Source organism: Streptomyces sp. RLA012 (assembly GCF_056270325.1).
The window spans coordinates 18,444-36,163 of sequence record NZ_JBWDPA010000002.1 but is presented as its reverse complement, the minus strand read 5'-3'; the positions used below and the strand labels follow the sequence as shown (position 1 = coordinate 36,163).

Sequence of the window (17,720 nt, the reverse complement as noted above, 5' to 3'; positions counted from 1 at the left end):
CTCCATGCGGAATACCTACTCCATGAGGAACACCTGCTCCATTGAGGCCCACCACTCGCCCACCCCGGCTTCCTCAACGGGCTGCTGGCAAGGTGCGGTCAGCTCCCACCACCGCTGTGTGACGGGATCGTCGGCCATCAGGGCAAGATCGGCCGCCAGATCATCCCCGTGGTACTCGAAGTAGCCGAACAGTCGGTCTCCGAGCAGATGGATCGAGTAGTTGGCGATGTGGCAGCGCCGCAGCCGTTCAAGGACGGGTCCCGGCACCTCGCGGTGCAGTTCGCGGTACTCGTCCGCCTTCTCCGGGCGGATACGCACGACCTGCGCGACGCGTCTCATGCGGCGGAACCCTTCGCCGGCACCACCGACACGGACCGTTCGTGGATGATGCGGATGATCTTCCCGCTCATCCGGTCGTAGTCATGGTCGTTGTCCACCTCCCCGCGGATGCGGTGATCGGCCATGACCACCACCCGGTCGGCCAGAGTGATCATCTCCGCCAGGTCGCTGCTGATCAGCAGGATGGGCAGACCGCCGCGGGCCAGCTCCCAGATCAGTTCGTGGAAGGCGTGCTTGGTGCGCACGTCCACGCCGACGGTCGGCTCGTCGACGACGAGCAGCCGGGTGTCGGCCGCGAGCCACTTCGCCAGGCTCACCTTCTGCTGGTTCCCACCGGAGAGTTCACCGGCGTTCTGTTCGAGACCGGAGACACGGATGCCGAGACGCTCGACGAGATCCTCGGAGACGTCCTTCTCCTGGCGCGACGAGACGTATCCCAGGGCCCGGGCGAGCTTCTTCCACACCGTGACCGTGATGTTCCGGACGATGGGCTGCTCCAGGAAGACGCCTTCCTCCTTGCGGTTCTCGGTCAGGTACCCGATGCCGTACTCGTGGAGAGCCTCGCGCGGCGAGCCGATCCTCGCGGTCCTGCCGTACACCTGGATCTCACCGCCGGTGACGCGGTCGAGGCCGAGAACGGCCTTGACCAGTTCGCTGCGGCCCGCGCCGACGAGTCCGTAGAGGCCGACGATCTCCCCGGGGCGGACGCTGAGCGAGATGTCCTGGTGGCCCGCGGCCGTGGAGACGCCCGTGAGGGCGAGCGCCGGGGCCGCGGAGGTGTCCACGGTGCGCAGCGCCATGTCCGTCACCGCGTGGGCGCGGCCGACCATGAGGGTGACCACGTCGTCCTGGGTGTGCTCGGCGAGCGGAGCCGACTCCAGCACGGCGTGGCCGTCGCGCAGGACGGTGACGGTGTCGCAGACGGCGAAGACCTCCTCCAGCTTGTGACTGACGAAGACGACGCAGGTGCCGCGTTCCGTGAGCCGCCGTACGACGTCGAAGAGGCGCTCGGCCTCCTGCGGGGAGAGGGAGGCGGTGGGCTCGTCGAGCAGGAGCACCCGGCTCTCGGTGTAGAGGGCCTTGGCGATCTCCACCAACTGCTGCTGGGCCACCGGCAGTTCGCGCACCGGCCGGTGCGGGTCGATGTCCAGGCCGAGTTCGGCGAGGCAGCGCCTGGCGGGGGCGGTCATCGCCTCCCGGTCGACCAGACCGCGCCGCGAGGGCGGGCTCTGCAGCGTGATGTTCTCCGCGACGGAGAAGCCGGGAATCAGGTTGCGTTCCTGGTGGACGACGCCGATCCCGGCCCGGGCAGCCTCCAGAGGGGAACGTAGGTGTATCTCGTCGCCGCGTCGCAGCAGCCTGCCGCCGTCGGGCGTGTGCACGCCGGTGATCACCTTGATCAGTGTCGACTTGCCCGCGCCGTTCTCGCCGAGCAGCGCGTGCACGGAGCCGGCGGTCAGCCGTAGGCCCACGCCGTCGAGAGCGCGCACACCGGGGAAGACCTTGACGATGTCTTCGCACTCCAGCAAGACGTCTCCACGCTGGATGTCTTCCCGCAGGGCATCTTCCCGCGGGCCGTCTCCCGGTAGTCCGCCTTCCGGCAGTCCGCCTTCCGGCAGAACCTCGCTCATCGTGTGCCTCCCGTGGTGGGCAGCGCGCCGGCCGGCTGCGGGCCGCTCTCCGGCGGCACGGGTGGCGTGCGTCCGGGAGCCCGGCCCCTCTTGTCGAGATGGGTCTGGTGCATACGGCCGCCGACGACCGTGCCGAGGACGACCACGCCGATGAGGAAGTTGACCCAGCTCGGGTCGAGCGAGAACTGGGCCCGTGCGGTGTCGATCAGGCGCATCACGAACGCGGCGAGCACCGTCCCGAACACGGCCACGGAGCCCCCGGTCAGGGCGACGCCGCCGATGATGGGCGCCGCGAAGCTGGGCAGCAGCCAGTCCCCGCCGACGCTGCGGTTGACGCCGGGCAGCGAGGCGGTGGCGGTCAGCGCGGCGATGCCGACGAGCAGTCCCGACAGGGTGTGCGCGAGCACGATCTGCCGGTCGGTGGAGATGCCCGACAGCCTGGCCGCGAGCGGGTTGCCGCCGGCGGCCAGCAGCCGTCGCCCGGCGACGGTGCGGTACATGAACGCGGCCAGCAGGGCCGCCGCGACGAGCGCGGTGACGAAGACGAGGGGGATGTTCAGCGGCGCCGCGCGGCCGAGGTCGCGCAGTGTGGGGGAGTACCCGTCGATGGTGCGCGTCCCCGACAGCCTGTACTGCGCCCCGAGCAGGATCGTCATGGTGCCGAGCGTGACGATGAAGCCGTTGATGCGCGTGGCGACGATGAACACGCCTGTCACCAGACCGATCAGGGTGGCGCTCAGCACACCGGCCGGCACGGCGAGAAGGGCCGGGACTCCGTTGTCGGCCATCAACACGCCCATCAGACAGGCGCTGAAGCCGCCCAGGGCGCCGACGGCGAGGTTGAGCTGCCCGACACACAGGGCCACCATCTGGGCCAGCCCGATGAGGATCGGCGTGGCGAGGTACTGCAGGAACGTACGCAGGGAAGGGCCCTCGAAGAAGGAGCCGGACGAGGAGATCCCCAGTGCCACATAGCCCGCGAGGACCACGCACAGCAGAGTCATCGTCGTGGAGCGGGAGAAGCGCCGCAGGGCGGGCAGGGCGGCTGCTCTCCGGTCGTGGAGCGTGGTCATGTGGAGCGCACCACCTTGCGATAGGACACGACGGTGCGCACCCGGTCCGCGGACAGGGCCAGCAGCAGGACGCAGCCGAGGTAGATGTTGAGGCTTTCGAGGCCGACCCCGAGGAGATCGAGGCCCTTGCGGATCACGCCGACCAGGGAGGTGCCGAGCAGGGCGCCGATGACGGAGACGACACCGCCGGTGAGCAGGGTCCCGCCGAGGACCGCCCCGAGGAACGAGGGAAGCATGAAGTCGTCACCGATGGAGGCGCTGAACGTGCCCGTGCCGACCGCGGCCATGAAACCGGCGAGTGCGGCGAGCAGTCCCGACAGTGCGTGCGCCAGGACGATCCGGCGGCCCGTCGGGATGCCGGACAACTCGGCGGCGGCGGGGTTCGCACCGGTCAGCAGCAGTTCGCGTCCCATGCGGGTACGGGCGTAGAGGAAGCCGAGGCCGACGAGGGCCAGCACCGTGAACTGGGCCATCTGCGGTACGGCCGGGGAGCCGCAGACGGGCCCGAGGCAGATGTCGGCGAGCGAGTAGGAGCGCAGCTCCGCGAGCCCGTCGGGCCGGGTGGTGAACGCGGCGTTCTCGGTGAGGGACGAGTACAGCAGGGAGACCAGACCCAGCAGGGCGAAGTCCATCGCCAGCGTCACGACGAAGGAGCTCACCCCCGTACGGGCGATGATCCAGCCGGTCAGCGCGCCGATGGCGCAACCGGCGACGAGGCACAGCAACAGGCCCGGCGCGAGCGGCAGTCCGAGCCGGTCGTAGCCGAACCCGGCGAAGAAGGCGCCGAACGCGGCCATGCGCCCCACGGCGAGGTTCATGTGCCCGACGGAGAGCACCACCATCTGCGCGAGGGCCACCACGGTCAGCGTCGAGATGTCCCTCAGGAGCGGGAAGAGCACCAGCCGCGCGTCGAAGAACGCCGGCCGCAGGACACCGAAGAAGGCGCTGAGCGCGATGACGAGCACCAGGAGTCCGAGCCGCTGGTTGACCCAGAACGGCAGCCGGTGGGCGGGCCGCGCTCCGTCGGTGGGGCGGTCCGTCCCGCTGTCGGGCTCGGTGACGGCGGCCGCCTTCATGACACCCTCCGGTCCTCAAGGGCGTCCATGTCCCAGTCGATGCCGATGCCCGGCTGGTCGGGGGCCACGGCCAGGCCGTCCTGGACGGTCAGCTCGGTGCGGGTCACGGCGCGCAGCTGCGGGATGTACTCCACGTACGCGCCGTTGCTGATCGCGGCGACCAGGCTGACGTGCAGTTCCATCAGGAAGTGCGGGCAGACCATGACGTTGAAGGTCTCCGCCAGGTGGGCGACCTTGAGCCACGGGGTGATGCCGCCGACGCGAGCGACGTCGACCTGCACGATGGACGCGGCGCCGCGCTCCAGATAGGTGCGGAACTGCATCGGTGCGTACATCGACTCACCGACCGCGATCGGGATCCTGGTCGAGCGGGCGAGCGTCGCATGGCCGCTGATGTCGTCGGCGGGCATGGGCTCTTCGAGCCAGTACGGGTCGTACGGTTCGAGTGCGGCGGCCAGTTGCACGGCACGGGACAGCGACTGCGACTGGTTGGCGTCCGTCATGATGTGCAGGGCCGGTCCGACGGCCTCGCGCACCGCGCGCAGCCGCTCCGCGTCCTCGGCGATGTGCGGTTTGCCCACCTTGATCTTGACTCCGGCCCACTGGGCGTCCTTCGCCGCGAGTGCCCCTTTGACCAGGTCCTCGGTGCTGAGGTGGAGCCAGCCGCCCTCGGTGTCGTACACCGGGACGTGCTGGCGGTGACCGCCGGCGAGCCGCCACAGGGGCTCGCCGGCCCGCTTGCAGCGCAGGTCCCACAGGGCGGTGTCGATCGCGGCGAGCGCGAGCGAGGTGATCGCCCCGGTGGTCGTCGCACGGGTCAGGCTGAACAGTTCCTGCCAGAGCGCTTCGACGTTGCGTGCGTCCTTCCCGGCGAGGAGCGGCAGGAGGTGGTCGCGCAGCAGCGCCAGTACGGAGGTTCCGCCGGTGCCGATCGTGTAGGCGTAGCCGGTACCTTCTAGCCCGTCCGCCGTGGTCAGGCGGACGAGGATCGTCTCCTGCTTGACGAACGACTGCACAGCGTCGGTGCGGTCCGTCTCGACCGCGATATCGGCCAGCAGGGCGGTGGCGTTGGTGATGATGCTCATGTCGTGTGGCGGCTTTCTGTCGTCCGTGGCCCGGGCGTTCAGCGGCAGGAGAGGTACGTGTCGGCGAACTGCTTCTTCAGCTCGGCGGTCTTGGCCTGCCGTGCGCTGTCGTAGCCGGCGACGTTCGCCTTCGTGACGACGAAGGAACCGGAGTCGACGATCTGTCCGGGCTTCGCCATCGTGCACTGCTTGGTCTGCAGCAGGGCGAGGGCCCAGGTGCCGATCTCCGCCTGGCCGACGGGGTTCTGCACGACCGTGGCGGTGACGGAACCGTTCTTGATGGAACTGAGGATCTTGGCGTCGTCGTCGATGGCCACGACCTTGGCCTTCGAACCGGTCTCGTGTACGGCCTCGGCGGCGGCGACCGCCGGGTTGTAGGCGGTCGAGACGATGCCCTGGATCTTCGAGCCCTTGGCGGCGAGCAGGTCGGAGACCGCCTTCTGCGCGGTCTGGAGGTCCTTGTCGATGTCGGTGATGGTCTGGAGCAGCGTGACCTTGCCGCCGGTCTCCTTCACCGCCTTCTCCACGCCCTTCATCCTCAGTTGAGTGTTGGCGTCGACGTTGTTGCCCGTGAGGTGGACGAGGGAGCCCTTGCCGCCCATCGCCTTGATGGCGGCCTGCGCGGCCTTGTAGGCGGCGAGTTCGACGTCGGTCGACAGGCAGAAGTCGGCCTCGTTGGTCCCGCCGGCGGGGCAGGAGGCGAGCGAAGCCACGGCGAAACCCTGGGACTTGAGGTCGGCGAAGGTGGAGTTGATGTCGGTCGGGGACACACCGAAGATGCCGAACGCGTTGTAGCCGCGGGCAGCCAGGGTCGAGAGCAGGTCGTTCTGCTTCTGCTGGTCCCATTCGGCGGTCTCGTCGAAGGTGACGTCACCCAGACCGAGGGTCTTCTCGGCCGCCGCGCCGGCCTGCTTCCAGGGCTGGAAGTAGGGGTGGGCCCCACCCGGCACCAGCGCGACCTTGGTCCCGGAACCGTCGGCGAGCTCGGCCGACCCGCCACCGGTCTGCGCGGAAGCGGCACCGGCCGTACTCGGTTCGTCCGAGTTCTTGATGGTGCAGGCGGCGGTCGAGCCGGCGAGGAGAACGAGGGTGACGGTGGCTGACAGCACTGATCTACGACGGGTCATGGAGCTCGCCCCACTCAAATCAAATAGGATTTCTGATGCCCGTGATGCTGGGGGAGGGGTGATTGCCACGTCAAGACCCGTGCAGCGATTTCCCCTACACCGCGAAAGTGAGGGATCGCATAGGATTTCCGGGGGAGTTGGGGGAGTTGGGGAAGTTGGGGGAGGGCGAGGCGCCCTCCCCCTCCACCACCCGCCTCAGTCCGAGGCGACGGAGGTGTTCAGACCCTTGTCGTAGTGGTTGCGTGCGATCCGGATGCCTGAACTGCCGTGGAACACGAACAGCGGGGAGGTGTACGGAGGTTGATCCGCTCCGTCCGACCGCCGGACGGCGTTGCCGGTGAAAGTGAACCCGCCGACGCTCTTGGCGTTGACCACGGTGACGTCGCCGATGTCGAACGAGTTGTGCTCGACCGAGATGTTGTGATGCACCGGGTTCGCCGGGTCGATGACCTGGTTGGTCGGCTCCACGAAGATGACCGGACCGCTGGGCCGCGTGAACGTGTTCCCGCGGATCGTCAGGTCGGCGACCGGCCCGGACTCGTACCACTGGTAGGCGTCGGCGGAGACGTAGATGCTGGCCATGGACATCGCGTCGAACCGGTTACCGGTGATCAGGACGGGTTTGCGGGTGGTGACCAGAATGCCGCGGGTCGGCACGTTGCGGAACACGTTGCCGGAGATGACGACCGACGGGGTGGCCGTGATGTTCTCGACGACCGTGCCGCCGATCTCGACGCCCGCGGGAACCGGTCGGTCGAAGGTGACGGTCATCGTGGTCAGCGGCTTCGTGTGGTCCATCCCGCTCGGCCCGTCGACCGCGGTGACCTTCGCGTGCGCGTCCGCCAGCGGTGTCATCGTGCGCTTGGCGGTGAACTCGACCTCGTCACCCGGGGCGAACTGCGGGAACCCGGCGGTCTGCGGGTGTTCGTAGGCGAGCGTGAGGGTGGACGGCCCGGGTTGTCCGACGACCTCGAGATAGGTGCCGTGGATGTTGATCGGGTCGTCGTGCGGGCCGTCGAAGAGACTCCGGGTGATCGAGACCTTCCCCTTGACGCCGGACATCTGCACGAAGTCCGCGAAGGAGGCCGTCGACCGGCCGGACCTCGGATCGGGTGCGAAGTTCACCTTGTCGATGGAGATGTTCTCGCTGAACTGCCCCACCACACCGAAGGACTGGAGGTAGTAGGCGTTCATCGAGCGCATCGTGACGTTCTTGGACTCCCAGAGGAAAGCGCCCGGTTCCGTCCGCTCGATGAGGCGCATCTGATAGACGAGCCCGGCATCGGTAGGCCGTGCCGCGGTGCTGTAGTCGACCCGGATCCGCCGGGCACCGAGGTCGGTGACCGAGGCGACGTCGTTGAACAGCGGGTTGTCCCCGCGCCAGGTCCGTTGCGCCTTGGGGTCGTGGATCTGCGTGTACTGGAGCCCGTCGACGCCCGACCAGTACGGCTGCCCGGTGGCCGGACTCTTCTCGCCGAGCCAGGTGATGTGCGTGCCGTTCACCTGGTACGGGCTGCCGGCCGGGATCGACAGGACGCGGTAGGCGTGCCCGTCGGTGACACCGGCGGTGGCGACGGTCGCGTCGATGACCTCGGGGGCCGCGTAGTCGAAGGAGAAGTTCGTGAAGGTCACGTCGGTCGAGCGGATCGACGCGAACGCCGTCTGCAGGCCGTGGTAGACGAGTTTGGCCCCGCCGCCGTCGACGGTGACGTCGTGCATGTCCTCGATGAGCAGCCCGATCTTCTTGTCCCGGTACCGCTGGTCGGCGCCGACGGTGTTCGACACGTACAGCTCACGCGTCTCGGCCCGCTCGGGGTAGAGCTGGTAGGTGCCCTTCGAGAAGACGATCCTGACCGGCCGATGGACGCTCTTGGCGTGCCGCAGCGCCGCGGCGACGGCGGGCGCGGAGTCCGTCCGGCCCGTGGGGTCGGCTCCGTATTCGTCCACGTCGACCACCACCGGTCTCGCCTTTGGTGCTGCGACGACAGGACTGGCGGCACCTCCGAGCAACGCGAGTGCCAACCCGAGAAACACGAACCGAGACTTTGGCATAGCCCCTCCGGAGCATCCATGAGTCACGAAACACCCAACGAATTGGCGGAGTTGCCGCCCGTTACCTGGGCAGATTTCCGCGAGCAGAGTGTCCATAGATCCGATGTCTAGGTCAATGGTGTGGACGGGTCTCACTCCGTCCTCGGCGTCGCCGTGCTCGCGCGGATCACCAGCTCGGGGTCGAAGAGGGGTTAGCCGACGGGGACGTCGCGGTTGCCGACCGGGGCAGGATGCTGCGGGTCACCTCCGGGGCCAGGCGGTCGGCCGGCTGGCGGACCGTGGTCAGCAGGGGATCGACGAAGTCCATGATCATGTAGCCGTCGTAGCCGTCGTAGCCGTCGTAGCCGTCGTAGCCGTCGTAGCCGTCGTAGCCGACGACCCACACGTCGCCCGGCACGTCGTACCCTTGACGGCGCGCGCCGCGGATCGCGTCCAGGGCCATGTAGTCGCCGGCGGCGACGACGGCCGTGGCGCCGCGGCCGAGGAGCGAGATCGCGGCGGACTGACTGCCCTCGACGGTGTACGACTGCCGGACCACCCACTGCTCCGGATCCTCCGTCCCGCGTCCAGCGAGCGAGGAGACGAAGCCGCTGACGCGACGGTCGGCCGGACGGTTACCGACCGGTCCCGATGCCATGCCGATACGGCGGTGACCGAACCGGAAGAGATGGTCGATGGCGAGTTCGGCGGCCGGCAGGTCGTCGCTGGAGAAGACCGGCGCCTCGCCCACGCCCTCGAACTGGTCGGTGACCTCGACGAACGGGATCCTGCGGAAGCGCAGGAGTTCGTATGCGTGCGGGTTCGCGCCCTTGATCGTGTTGCTGGCCGAGAGGAGGACGACGGCGGCCACGCCCCGATCGGCGAGGGACGTCACGAAGTCAAACTAGTGTCCTGCGCCAGAGCCCTGTCCAATGACGAACAGGCCGAGTTGGAGGAGGCCGCCGCGGTACTTCGCCGGGTCCGGGCCGACGGCGACCAAAAGCTCCTCCCCCAAGCAGGTCCTGGACCACGTCCCGGGGGAACCCCTGCCCTGATTTACGGCGTCCGCACAGCGCGCGGTGAACGCCTGCTTCGCGCTGGAGCGCACGCCCAGGTCCGGCTAGATGTCGGCTGCTCGTTCGCACGACTTGCCGACGACTTGACGATCCGTTCCATGGGCGTTCAGCCAACTGTCTGTGTCTGGGGTGTGTGTTGCCCCTAGGGTCCCTGAGGATTTCGAAAGAAGGGGTTCATGGACACACTCCACGCGGTCCGAGCCGGTGGGATCACCAAGCGCTTCGGCGACGTTGTCGCGCTCGACGGCGTCGATCTGGACGTGACGCAGGGACAGATCCACGGCCTGGTCGGGCCGAACGGGGCCGGCAAGACGACACTGCTCGGTCTCCTGCTGGGCCTGGCCGTCGCCGACAGCGGCCGCCTGGAGATCCTGGGTACGCCGGTCGGGCGGGCGTTCGCCGCTCCCGACGGTGTCGCAGGCTTCGTGGACGGGCCCGGTCTCTACCCCTCGCTCACCGCCAGGCAGAACCTCGCCGCGTTGGCCGCACTCCGCGGCCATGACGCGCGGACAGCGGGCATCGACGAGGTGCTCGACCAGGTCGGGCTCACCGATGTCGCCGACGACCGGACCCGCGGCTTCTCGCTCGGCATGCGTCAGCGGCTCGGGCTCGCCGCCGCCCTGCTCACCAAGCCCCGGCTGCTCGTGCTCGACGAACCTTCCAACGGCCTCGACCCGGCCGGCAAACGACACATACACGGTGTGCTCACCCGGCTCGCCACGGACGGAACCGGCGTCGTGCTCTCAAGTCACCGCATGGACGACCTTGAGGCACTGTGCTCCGAGGTCACCATCCTTGCCACCGGGCGGGTCGTCTTCTCCGGCCCGCTGAACAAGCTGGCTGCCGAAAACCGTGAACTCGACTACCGGTTGCGCACCTCCGACCCGCAGGCCGCGCGCCTGCTGGCTGCAGAAGTGGCTGGGATCCGGCTCGTCGACGACGCCGGGGCACGGCATGACGCCGAGGTACTCGTCATGCGCGCGCTGGTGCCCGCCCTCGACGAACTGGTGGTGAGTCTCGTGCAGTCGGGCATCGCGGTGCGGGAACTCGCCCCCGTGGTGTCGCCGCTTGAGGCCGCGTTCCTCGCGCTCACCGACCAGCAGGAGGCGGACCGATGACCGTGGTCGTCGCCAATGACAGCGTTGCCGGTGCCCGCCGAGTCTCGGTTTTGCGCGGCTATCGCTTCGAGCTGGTCAAGCTGGTCTCGCAATGGCGGATCCGCTTGCTGATCCTCGCCTGCTGGGTCGCGCCGGCGCTCTTCGTCGCCGGGGTGAGCCGGCAGAGCACGCTCCCCACCGACACTCTCTTCGGTCGCTGGATGCACGCCACGGGGTGGGCCGGACCGCTGGTCATGCTCGGTTTCGCCGGCACCTGGGCGCTCCCGCTGCTGACCTCGCTGGTCGCCGGGGACGTATTCGCCTCCGAGGACCGGCTCGGCACCTGGCGCCACCTGCTGGTGGCGGTCCGCTCGCCCAGGCGGATCTTCGTGACGAAGTCCCTGGCCAGCCTCACCGTCATCCCGCTGCTCGTGGCCGGGCTGGCCTGTTCCAGCGCGGCCGGCGGGCTCGCGTCGGTCGGCAACCAGCCGCTGGTCGGCCTCGACGGCCACTTGCTGGCGCCGGGGGACGCCGCCGGGCGGGTCCTGCTCGCCTGGGTCTGCGCCCTCGCCCCGACCCTGGCCCTTGCCGCGATCGGACTCCTCGGGTCGGTCGCGTTGGGGCGGTCCCCGATGGGGCTGCTGCTGCCCGTGCTGGTCGCCCTCGCGATGCAGGTCGCCCAGATGCTGCCGCTGCCCGTCGCCGTGCGTCTCGCCCTGCCCGGTTACGCCTTCATCGCCTGGAACGGTCTGTTCACCAGCCCGGCCCAGCTCGCCCCGCTCCTGATCGGCATCGCGGTCAGCCTGGTGTGGGCCGTGCTCGCGACCGCGCTGGCCTACGTGCTGTTCGTACGGCGCGACTTCACCAACCCGGCGTACGACGGTTCCGGGCGCCGCGCGATCACCGTCGGTGTGCTGCCGCTGGCCGCGCTGACCGCCGTCACCGTCGGGGCGGTCGCCGTGGCGACGCCGTCGACGGGCTCCGGAATCGAGCAGGACAAGGTGCAGCGGTCCCTCGCCACGGTGTTCGCCCACCTTTATCGCCTGCAGACGCGGCAGCTCCACCGCCCCGCCGTCACCGAGTCCCAGCTGCGGACCACGGCGGCGTGCACCAAGAGCGACGGCCAGGCCGCCCAGGAGGGCGCGGGCAACGACTGGCGCTGCGTCGTGACCTGGCATCTCCCCGGGGTCCCGGTCGCGGGGACGGCGATCTACCAGCTCGACATCACCTCGGACGGGCGGTTCGTGGCGGACGGCGACGGTCCCAAGGAAGTCAACGGTTACTTCCTGGTGCGGACTTCGACCGGAGACGCCCCGAATCCGCTGTGGCAGTTCGACGGCAACGTCGAATTGCTTGACAACCACTGAAGGGAACAGTTCCGTGCAGGTAACCCGCCAGCGTCGGATCAACGAGAAGAAGCAGGTCAACCTCTTCGGGAGACATGTCGGCCGCCGGGCCATGCTGGTGACGGCGGGCATCGCCGTCGCCCTCGGCGTCACGGGTACCGCGGTCGCCTCGACGTACCAGTTCGGCACCCAGCAGGTCGGCCAGACCACTGCCAACGGCCAGGTCATCTCCAGCGACCAGTACATCAAGCCGTACGGCAGCCGTACCGTCATCAACGACGGCAAGATCATGTCGTCGACGGTCAGCCCGGACGGCACCCACCTCGCGGCCTCGGTCGCCGACGGTGACGCGTCCCTGATCGTCATGGACCTGGCCACCGGTCAGGTCAAGCAGAAGGTCGGCACCAACGCGGCGGACGACCTGCGCATCAGCAGCGGCTCCGTCGGCCAGGAGGGCCCGACCTACTCGCCCGACGGCAAGCAACTGTGGCTGGGGCAGGCCAACGGCTACACCAAGTTCACCGTCAACGCCGACGGCACCCTCTCCAGCCCGACGGCCGTCCCGATCGCGGCCGACGGCTCCAAGCAGGCGCTGGTGGGCGCGGCGGTGTTCTCCGCCGACGGCGCCACCGTGTACTCCGCGGTCAACGGCCAGAACAAGGTGGTCGCCATCGACGCGGCGACCGGAACCATCAAGCAGAGCTGGGCCGTCGGCAACGCCCCGCGCGGCATCGCGCTGGTCGGCGGCAAGTTGTACGTCAGCAACGAGGGCGGGCGCCCGGCCAAGGCCGGCGACACCACCATCAACTCCTACGGCACCGACGTGCCCGCCAACCCCGACACCGGTGCCAGCACCACCGGCACGGTCAGCGTCATCGACACCGCGGACCCGTCCGCCGCCGTCGGCACCATCGACGTCGGTCTGCACCCGACCGCGGTGTACGCCAAGAAGGGGGCGGTGTTCATCACCAACACCGCCGACAACAGCGTGTCGGTCATCGACACCCGCAAGGGCAAGGTCGTCCAGACCATCGCCACCCAGCCGTGGCCGGAGGCCTCGGTCGGCTACGAGCCGAACGCGGTCACGCTCACCGACGACGGCCGGCTGCTGGTGACGCTCGGCCGCGCCAACGCGGTCGCCGTCTACCGCTACGCCTCCCCGCAGCAGCCAGCCCGTTACGTCGGCCTGCTCCCGACGGACTACTTCCCCGCGGAGATCACCACCGTCGGCAAGAAGGTGGTCGTCTCCAACACCCGTGGCATCGACGCGCTCCGCCCCGACAGCGCCGGCCACAACACCCACGACACGACGTCGAGCCTGACCCGGTTCACGCTGCCGAGCGACCTCGTCGTCAAGTCCCAGACGGCCAAGGTCTTCAAGCAGAACGGCTGGACCGGCGGCTCGGTCACCACGGCCAAGGGCAAGAGCCACGCGAAGCCGGTCCCGGTCCCGGCGCGGCTCGGCGACCCCTCGACGATCAAGCACGTCTTCCTGCTCGTCAAGGAGAACCGCACCTACGACCAGGTCTTCGGCGACCTCCCGCAGGGCAACGGCAACTCCTCGCTCACCCAGTTCGGCGAGAACGTGACGCCCAACCAGCACGCGCTGGCCCAGCAGTTCGGGCTCTACGACAACTTCTACGACATCGGCACCAACTCCGCCGAGGGCCACAACTGGCTGATGCAGTCCGACAACCCGGAGTACACCGAGTCCTCGGCCGGCGAGTACACGCGCAGCTACGACACCGAGAACGACGTCCTCGGCCACCAGAAGACCGGCTTCATCTGGACCGGTGCGCAGGCGGCCGGCAAGTCCGTCAAGGACTTCGGCGAGTTCCAGTCGCTGGAGACCAAGCCGTCCGGCGCGACCTGGCAGAACCTGTACTGCGACAGCAAGAACATGGCCGCGACCGGGGCACAGACCGCGTACCCCATCAAGACGGGCTCGGCGATCCCCTCGCTCAACAAGGTGTCGGTGCAGGGCTTCCCGCTGTTCGACCTCGACGTCCCGGACATCTACAAAGAGCAGATCTGGAAGCAGGACTTCGAGAAGAACGGTCCGGCGAACCTGAACATGTTCTGGTTCTCCAACGACCACACCGGCGGCCCGGCGAACGCGGCCGCCGAGGTCGCCGACAACGACCTCGCGGTCGGCAGGATGGTCGACCAGATCACCCACAGCAAGTACTGGAAGGACTCGGCGATCTTCGTCGTCGAGGACGACTCCCAGGCGGGCCTCGACCACGTCGACGGCCACCGCGCCCCGGTCCAGGTCATCAGCCCGTACGCCAAGCACGGCACCGTCGACGACCACTACTACTCGCAGATCACCATGGTCCGCACCATCGAGCAGATGCTCGGGATCCACCCGATGAACCAGCTCGACAGCGCGGCCACACCCATGTACGGGGCGTTCACCGGGAAGGCCGACGACACGCCGTTCACTGCGGTCCCCAACCGGACCTCCCTGACCCTCGGCGTGAACCCCCAGCCGTCCTGCGGCTCGGACACCCCGGCGGCCCAGGACACCAAGGCGGCGGCCGCGCCGACGACGGTCTCGGTGCCGGCGGCCGAAAAGACGCTCGCGGCGCAGTGGAAGACCTGGACGTCCCACCAGCGGCTGACCGGCCCGAACGCAGTGCCGGACTACGCGAACCCCACCCAGATGAACCGATACACCTGGTACCAGACCCACAACTGGACCAAACCGTACCCCGGTGACAGCAAGATCTACGCGCCGAACGACGTGCCGGGCGCCTACCTCCCGTCGTCGGAGTCCGACGGCTGACACAGCCTCATCGCGTCAAGGGTCCCTGGCCGGCGTCACCGTCGGCCAGGGCACGCCAAATCTTTGGGCATCGTCCTTCCGACCTGCTGGACTTGGCGCCATGGACAATGCAAATCTGTCACTGGCGGTTTACGAGTGCCGCGGCGGGCACCGCCGCCGTGCTGGCCCAAGGCTTTCTATAGCTCTGTCGTGGCATCAGCGATTACATCCTCCCCTTCGTGCGGCAGGCGCTGGACGACGTCGACGACAAGCTCCTGGACGTCTCGGTCCGGCGTGCTGTGCGAGTCGCCAACCTGGTCGGCGACACCAGGCACGCGATCCGTCTCTCTCGAGCTACGGCCTACAGGGGGTGACCGGCAGAGCAACGGCGAGACCTCCCGCATGCTGATGTCGGACCCCTCCACCTGGGGATCCGCCACGAGGCCCGCTGGGCAGGCCGTGCGGGCCTCAAGACCGTCCCGGTGGCGGGTTTTTCGTGGACGCGGGCCGGTGTTTGAGCACCTGAAGCTGAAACCGGAGCCTGGCACCCCGCCTTGCGTACGGCGACGGCGAGGTGTGTGCGCCTGTGGACGAGGCGAGCGAAGGGACTCATTACATTTAAGCCGCTTTCACGGCGGAAGAGAAGGAAGCCCTTTCATGGCCTCGCCTCAGGAAATTCTATCAGTCGGCTCAAGACCAAGTCCTGTGCGTTTTCCGGGGCGATGACCGTCGGCACACGCGAAAACTGGGAGGCGCCGCGCGGGCGCCTCCCAGTCGAAGCCGACGGCGAGGAAAGCGAAAGAACTTGTTTTCAGAAAAGGAATTGAGAAGGAAGCCCCTTCATGGCCTCGCCGTGGGCAACGCTAGCACTCAGCCCGGGATCAAGTCGCGCAGATTTTCGAGGGTGATGACCCGGGAGTCCGGGTGCAGCCCCTCGGGACGTTCGAGACCGATGTACATCACGGGCTCGTCCGGGACCGGCTCGCCGTCCCACAGATCCACGGCCGTGGCGTCGCCGGACATCAGGTCGATCAGGTACCGCACCGTCAGATGCTCGCGCTCTACGATGGCGCGCACCACCTTGGACACTGACACCTGGTTCTCCTCGACCCGGTTGGCCGACGAGATGCCCTTCAGATACAGGTGCAGCCACTTCGCGCGCCACTGGCCGTCGTCCTCGCGCCGGAACACCAGCGGCAGCGCCACTCGGCCCACCCCACGAAGCTCCGACTTCATCCGCACCGTGCGCGGCTCGAACGGCCGGCCCTTCTGCTCACCGTCGCGCAGCATGAAACCGAAGAACGACTCCTCGACCTCCTCGAAGCTCTCGCCGGCGTAGATATTGACCTGCGGAACGATGAATGTGCTGCGTACCCGGTCCAGGGACAGGTTGATGAATTCCGAGGCCCCGTCGGGCGCCTCGGTGACATCGCCCGAGTGCTCGCCCCCGACAGCCTTGAGGGAGGTGTAGGAGAGCCAGGAGTCGGTGCTGTAGTCGGTGTGGAGAAGCAACGCCGAGAGGTCGTAGTCGGTCCGGTTCTCGGTCTCCTTCCAGTACACGAAGAAGCGCAGCTGTTCGCCTTCGACCGCCGAGACCGAACCCCGCGGCAGTACGCCGAGCCCGGTGGCGGTCGCCCTGCCGCTGAGCGGGAGCGCCACGTCGAGGACGTCGGGGCCGAGCAGCAGCCGGCCCGGCGCCGGGAGCCTGCGGCGCAGCTCGGCGTCGAGGGCGGCGATCAGACGATCGCGGTCGGCGGCGGGGACGGGCGGCCGGTAGTCGGGGGTCACCCAGGCGCGGCCCCGGCGGTTGACGAAGATGCGGGGTTCGTCGGTCTCCCGCTCCCGGTTGTGGAAGTGCTCGCGGACCGAGAGCACGACCCGGCCGGAGACCTCGGGGGCGACCCGCACCGCGGCGACCACCACCGCGTCCCGCTCCTCCTGGCCGGCGGCGATACGCAGCAGGAGGTCCAAGGCGCGGAACAGTTTGCCGGGAGCGGACTCCAGCAGCTTCACCGCACCGAGGACGTCGAACTCGTCGAGCAGCTTCTCGACACGGCTGTCGAAGGACCGGGCCTCCTTCTCGCCGCGCGCTACGGCGAACACATCGGCGGCGTGCGGCCAGCGCGGGTACTCGTGCGGGTGCAGACGCTCACCGAGCCGCTTGAAAGGCTCGCGGTGCGCGTGCACATCGGCCAGCTTGGCGGGGTTCGCCGCGACCACGGCGTCGAGGCCCGCCAGCAGCGCACGGCGGGTCGCCCGCGAGAGTGCCCGAAACCGGGTCGGCTCCTGCAGCGTCACGTCGCCGCCCGACAGCGCGCAGGCCAGCCGCAGCACATCAGTGACGGTGTCCAGAAGGAGGTCCGCGCCGACAGCGAGACGGGCCTGGTTGACGACCGCCCGGTTCTCCCGGACCGGGATCGACTCCGGCTGGGGGCCGAGCGCGCACCGCTCGGCGAGGGTCTTGAGGTCGCGCAGGTGGTCCTCGCCCAGTGGCGTCGTGCTGCCCGCCAAGGCCAGGTACAGGTCCGTGAGTTCGTCGTCCAGGTCCCGCCCGAGGTGCAGAACGGTCACCCGGTCGCCTGCCGAGGCGATCAGCTCGTCCTGTGCGGCGAGCATCTCCGCGTAGGTGTGCTGGTAGCGGCCGTACGCGGGGAGACTGAGCAGGTCCAGCACCCCGTGTGCCAGCTGCGTCAGCACGTTCTCGCGCGACTTGTCGTCGCCGAGCGCCTTCGTCACGCACCGCATCCAGAACTCTTCGGTGTCCGGCACGTTCGCTGGAAAGTCGATGAAGTACGAGTTGTGCCGGACGTGGTCGCCCACCATCTCGCTCACGGTGCGCAGCGTCCGCTTGGCGGTGTGCACGACCGCGGCCGGGGACAGCCCCGACAGCCGCTCCAGCAGCTCCGCCGAGAGCTTGAAGCCCACGGTTGTCAGCGCCGCGTCGAACTGCCGTGCGGCTGTGGTTCCTTCCCCGGCGGAGCCCTTGGGGGAGGAAAGGCGGTGGGTGTGCCGGATGACCAGCGATTCGAGACTGTGCGCCATTCGGGGATGATCGCAGAGGTGTGCGAGCCG

The 17,720-nt window shown here is 68.7% G+C and carries 12 protein-coding genes; 3 read left to right on the top strand and 9 right to left on the bottom strand.

The annotated features are described in order from the left end of the window. Nucleotides 1–15: 15 nt before the first annotated feature. From RV986_RS00320 to RV986_RS00285, 8 genes are all read right to left on the bottom strand, one after another. A complete protein-coding gene (locus RV986_RS00320) occupies nucleotides 16–339 on the bottom strand; it encodes an L-rhamnose mutarotase (RefSeq protein ID WP_475915449.1) in 324 nt (107 codons plus the stop codon). Further along, on the bottom strand, nucleotides 336–1,970 hold the full coding sequence (locus RV986_RS00315) for a sugar ABC transporter ATP-binding protein (protein ID WP_475915448.1): 1,635 nt from the start codon (nucleotides 1,968–1,970) through the stop codon (nucleotides 336–338). The genes RV986_RS00320 and RV986_RS00315 overlap by 4 nt, the downstream gene beginning before the upstream one ends. Continuing rightward, nucleotides 1,967–3,043 (bottom strand): ABC transporter permease, encoded by a 1,077-nt coding sequence (locus tag RV986_RS00310; RefSeq protein ID WP_475915447.1) that lies wholly within the window; start codon nucleotides 3,041–3,043, stop codon nucleotides 1,967–1,969. The genes RV986_RS00315 and RV986_RS00310 overlap by 4 nt, the downstream gene beginning before the upstream one ends. Next, complete coding sequence (locus RV986_RS00305; RefSeq protein ID WP_475915446.1) at nucleotides 3,040–4,119, bottom strand: ABC transporter permease; 1,080 nt, start codon at nucleotides 4,117–4,119, stop codon at nucleotides 3,040–3,042. The genes RV986_RS00310 and RV986_RS00305 overlap by 4 nt, the downstream gene beginning before the upstream one ends. After that, nucleotides 4,116–5,204 (bottom strand): mandelate racemase/muconate lactonizing enzyme family protein, encoded by a 1,089-nt coding sequence (locus tag RV986_RS00300; protein ID WP_475915445.1) that lies wholly within the window; start codon nucleotides 5,202–5,204, stop codon nucleotides 4,116–4,118. Before RV986_RS00300 ends, RV986_RS00305 begins: the two co-directional genes overlap by 4 nt. Before the next feature lie 38 nt (nucleotides 5,205–5,242). Beyond that, nucleotides 5,243–6,331 (bottom strand): substrate-binding domain-containing protein, encoded by a 1,089-nt coding sequence (locus RV986_RS00295; RefSeq protein ID WP_475915444.1) that lies wholly within the window; start codon nucleotides 6,329–6,331, stop codon nucleotides 5,243–5,245. Between the two features lie 195 nt (nucleotides 6,332–6,526). After that, a complete protein-coding gene (locus tag RV986_RS00290; RefSeq protein WP_475915443.1) occupies nucleotides 6,527–8,278 on the bottom strand; it encodes a right-handed parallel beta-helix repeat-containing protein in 1,752 nt (583 codons plus the stop codon). 271 nt (nucleotides 8,279–8,549) lie between these two features. After that, entirely contained in the window at nucleotides 8,550–9,257 is a 708-nt protein-coding gene (locus RV986_RS00285) for a substrate-binding domain-containing protein (protein ID WP_475915442.1), read from the bottom strand. Nucleotides 9,258–9,614: 357 nt separating this feature from the next. Between RV986_RS00285 and RV986_RS00280 the strand changes: the two genes are divergently transcribed. From RV986_RS00280 to RV986_RS00270, 3 genes are read left to right on the top strand one after another with little or no spacing between them, the layout of a single operon-like run. Then, on the top strand, nucleotides 9,615–10,556 hold the full coding sequence (locus RV986_RS00280) for an ABC transporter ATP-binding protein (protein ID WP_475915441.1): 942 nt from the start codon (nucleotides 9,615–9,617) through the stop codon (nucleotides 10,554–10,556). After that, on the top strand, nucleotides 10,553–11,902 hold the full coding sequence (locus tag RV986_RS00275) for an ABC transporter permease (protein ID WP_475915440.1): 1,350 nt from the start codon (nucleotides 10,553–10,555) through the stop codon (nucleotides 11,900–11,902). The genes RV986_RS00280 and RV986_RS00275 overlap by 4 nt, the downstream gene beginning before the upstream one ends. Before the next feature lie 13 nt (nucleotides 11,903–11,915). After that, nucleotides 11,916–14,669 (top strand): bifunctional YncE family protein/alkaline phosphatase family protein, encoded by a 2,754-nt coding sequence (locus tag RV986_RS00270; RefSeq protein WP_475915439.1) that lies wholly within the window; start codon nucleotides 11,916–11,918, stop codon nucleotides 14,667–14,669. Nucleotides 14,670–15,518: 849 nt separating this feature from the next. On the opposite strand, the gene RV986_RS00265 is transcribed toward RV986_RS00270, so the two are convergent. After that, nucleotides 15,519–17,690 (bottom strand): TerD family protein, encoded by a 2,172-nt coding sequence (locus RV986_RS00265; protein WP_475915438.1) that lies wholly within the window; start codon nucleotides 17,688–17,690, stop codon nucleotides 15,519–15,521. Between the last annotated feature and the right edge of the window lie 30 nt (nucleotides 17,691–17,720).

Coding starts and splice junctions, on each gene's coding strand:
- RV986_RS00305 (WP_475915446.1), bottom strand. CDS start 4,119: ATGAAGGCGGCCGCCGTCACCGAGCCCGACAGCGGGACGGACCGCCCC.
- RV986_RS00280 (WP_475915441.1), top strand. CDS start 9,615: ATGGACACACTCCACGCGGTCCGAGCCGGTGGGATCACCAAGCGCTTC.
- RV986_RS00310 (WP_475915447.1), bottom strand. CDS start 3,043: ATGACCACGCTCCACGACCGGAGAGCAGCCGCCCTGCCCGCCCTGCGG.
- RV986_RS00300 (WP_475915445.1), bottom strand. CDS start 5,204: ATGAGCATCATCACCAACGCCACCGCCCTGCTGGCCGATATCGCGGTC.
- RV986_RS00275 (WP_475915440.1), top strand. CDS start 10,553: ATGACCGTGGTCGTCGCCAATGACAGCGTTGCCGGTGCCCGCCGAGTC.
- RV986_RS00315 (WP_475915448.1), bottom strand. CDS start 1,970: ATGAGCGAGGTTCTGCCGGAAGGCGGACTGCCGGAAGGCGGACTACCG.
- RV986_RS00295 (WP_475915444.1), bottom strand. CDS start 6,331: ATGACCCGTCGTAGATCAGTGCTGTCAGCCACCGTCACCCTCGTTCTC.
- RV986_RS00265 (WP_475915438.1), bottom strand. CDS start 17,690: ATGGCGCACAGTCTCGAATCGCTGGTCATCCGGCACACCCACCGCCTT.
- RV986_RS00320 (WP_475915449.1), bottom strand. CDS start 339: ATGAGACGCGTCGCGCAGGTCGTGCGTATCCGCCCGGAGAAGGCGGAC.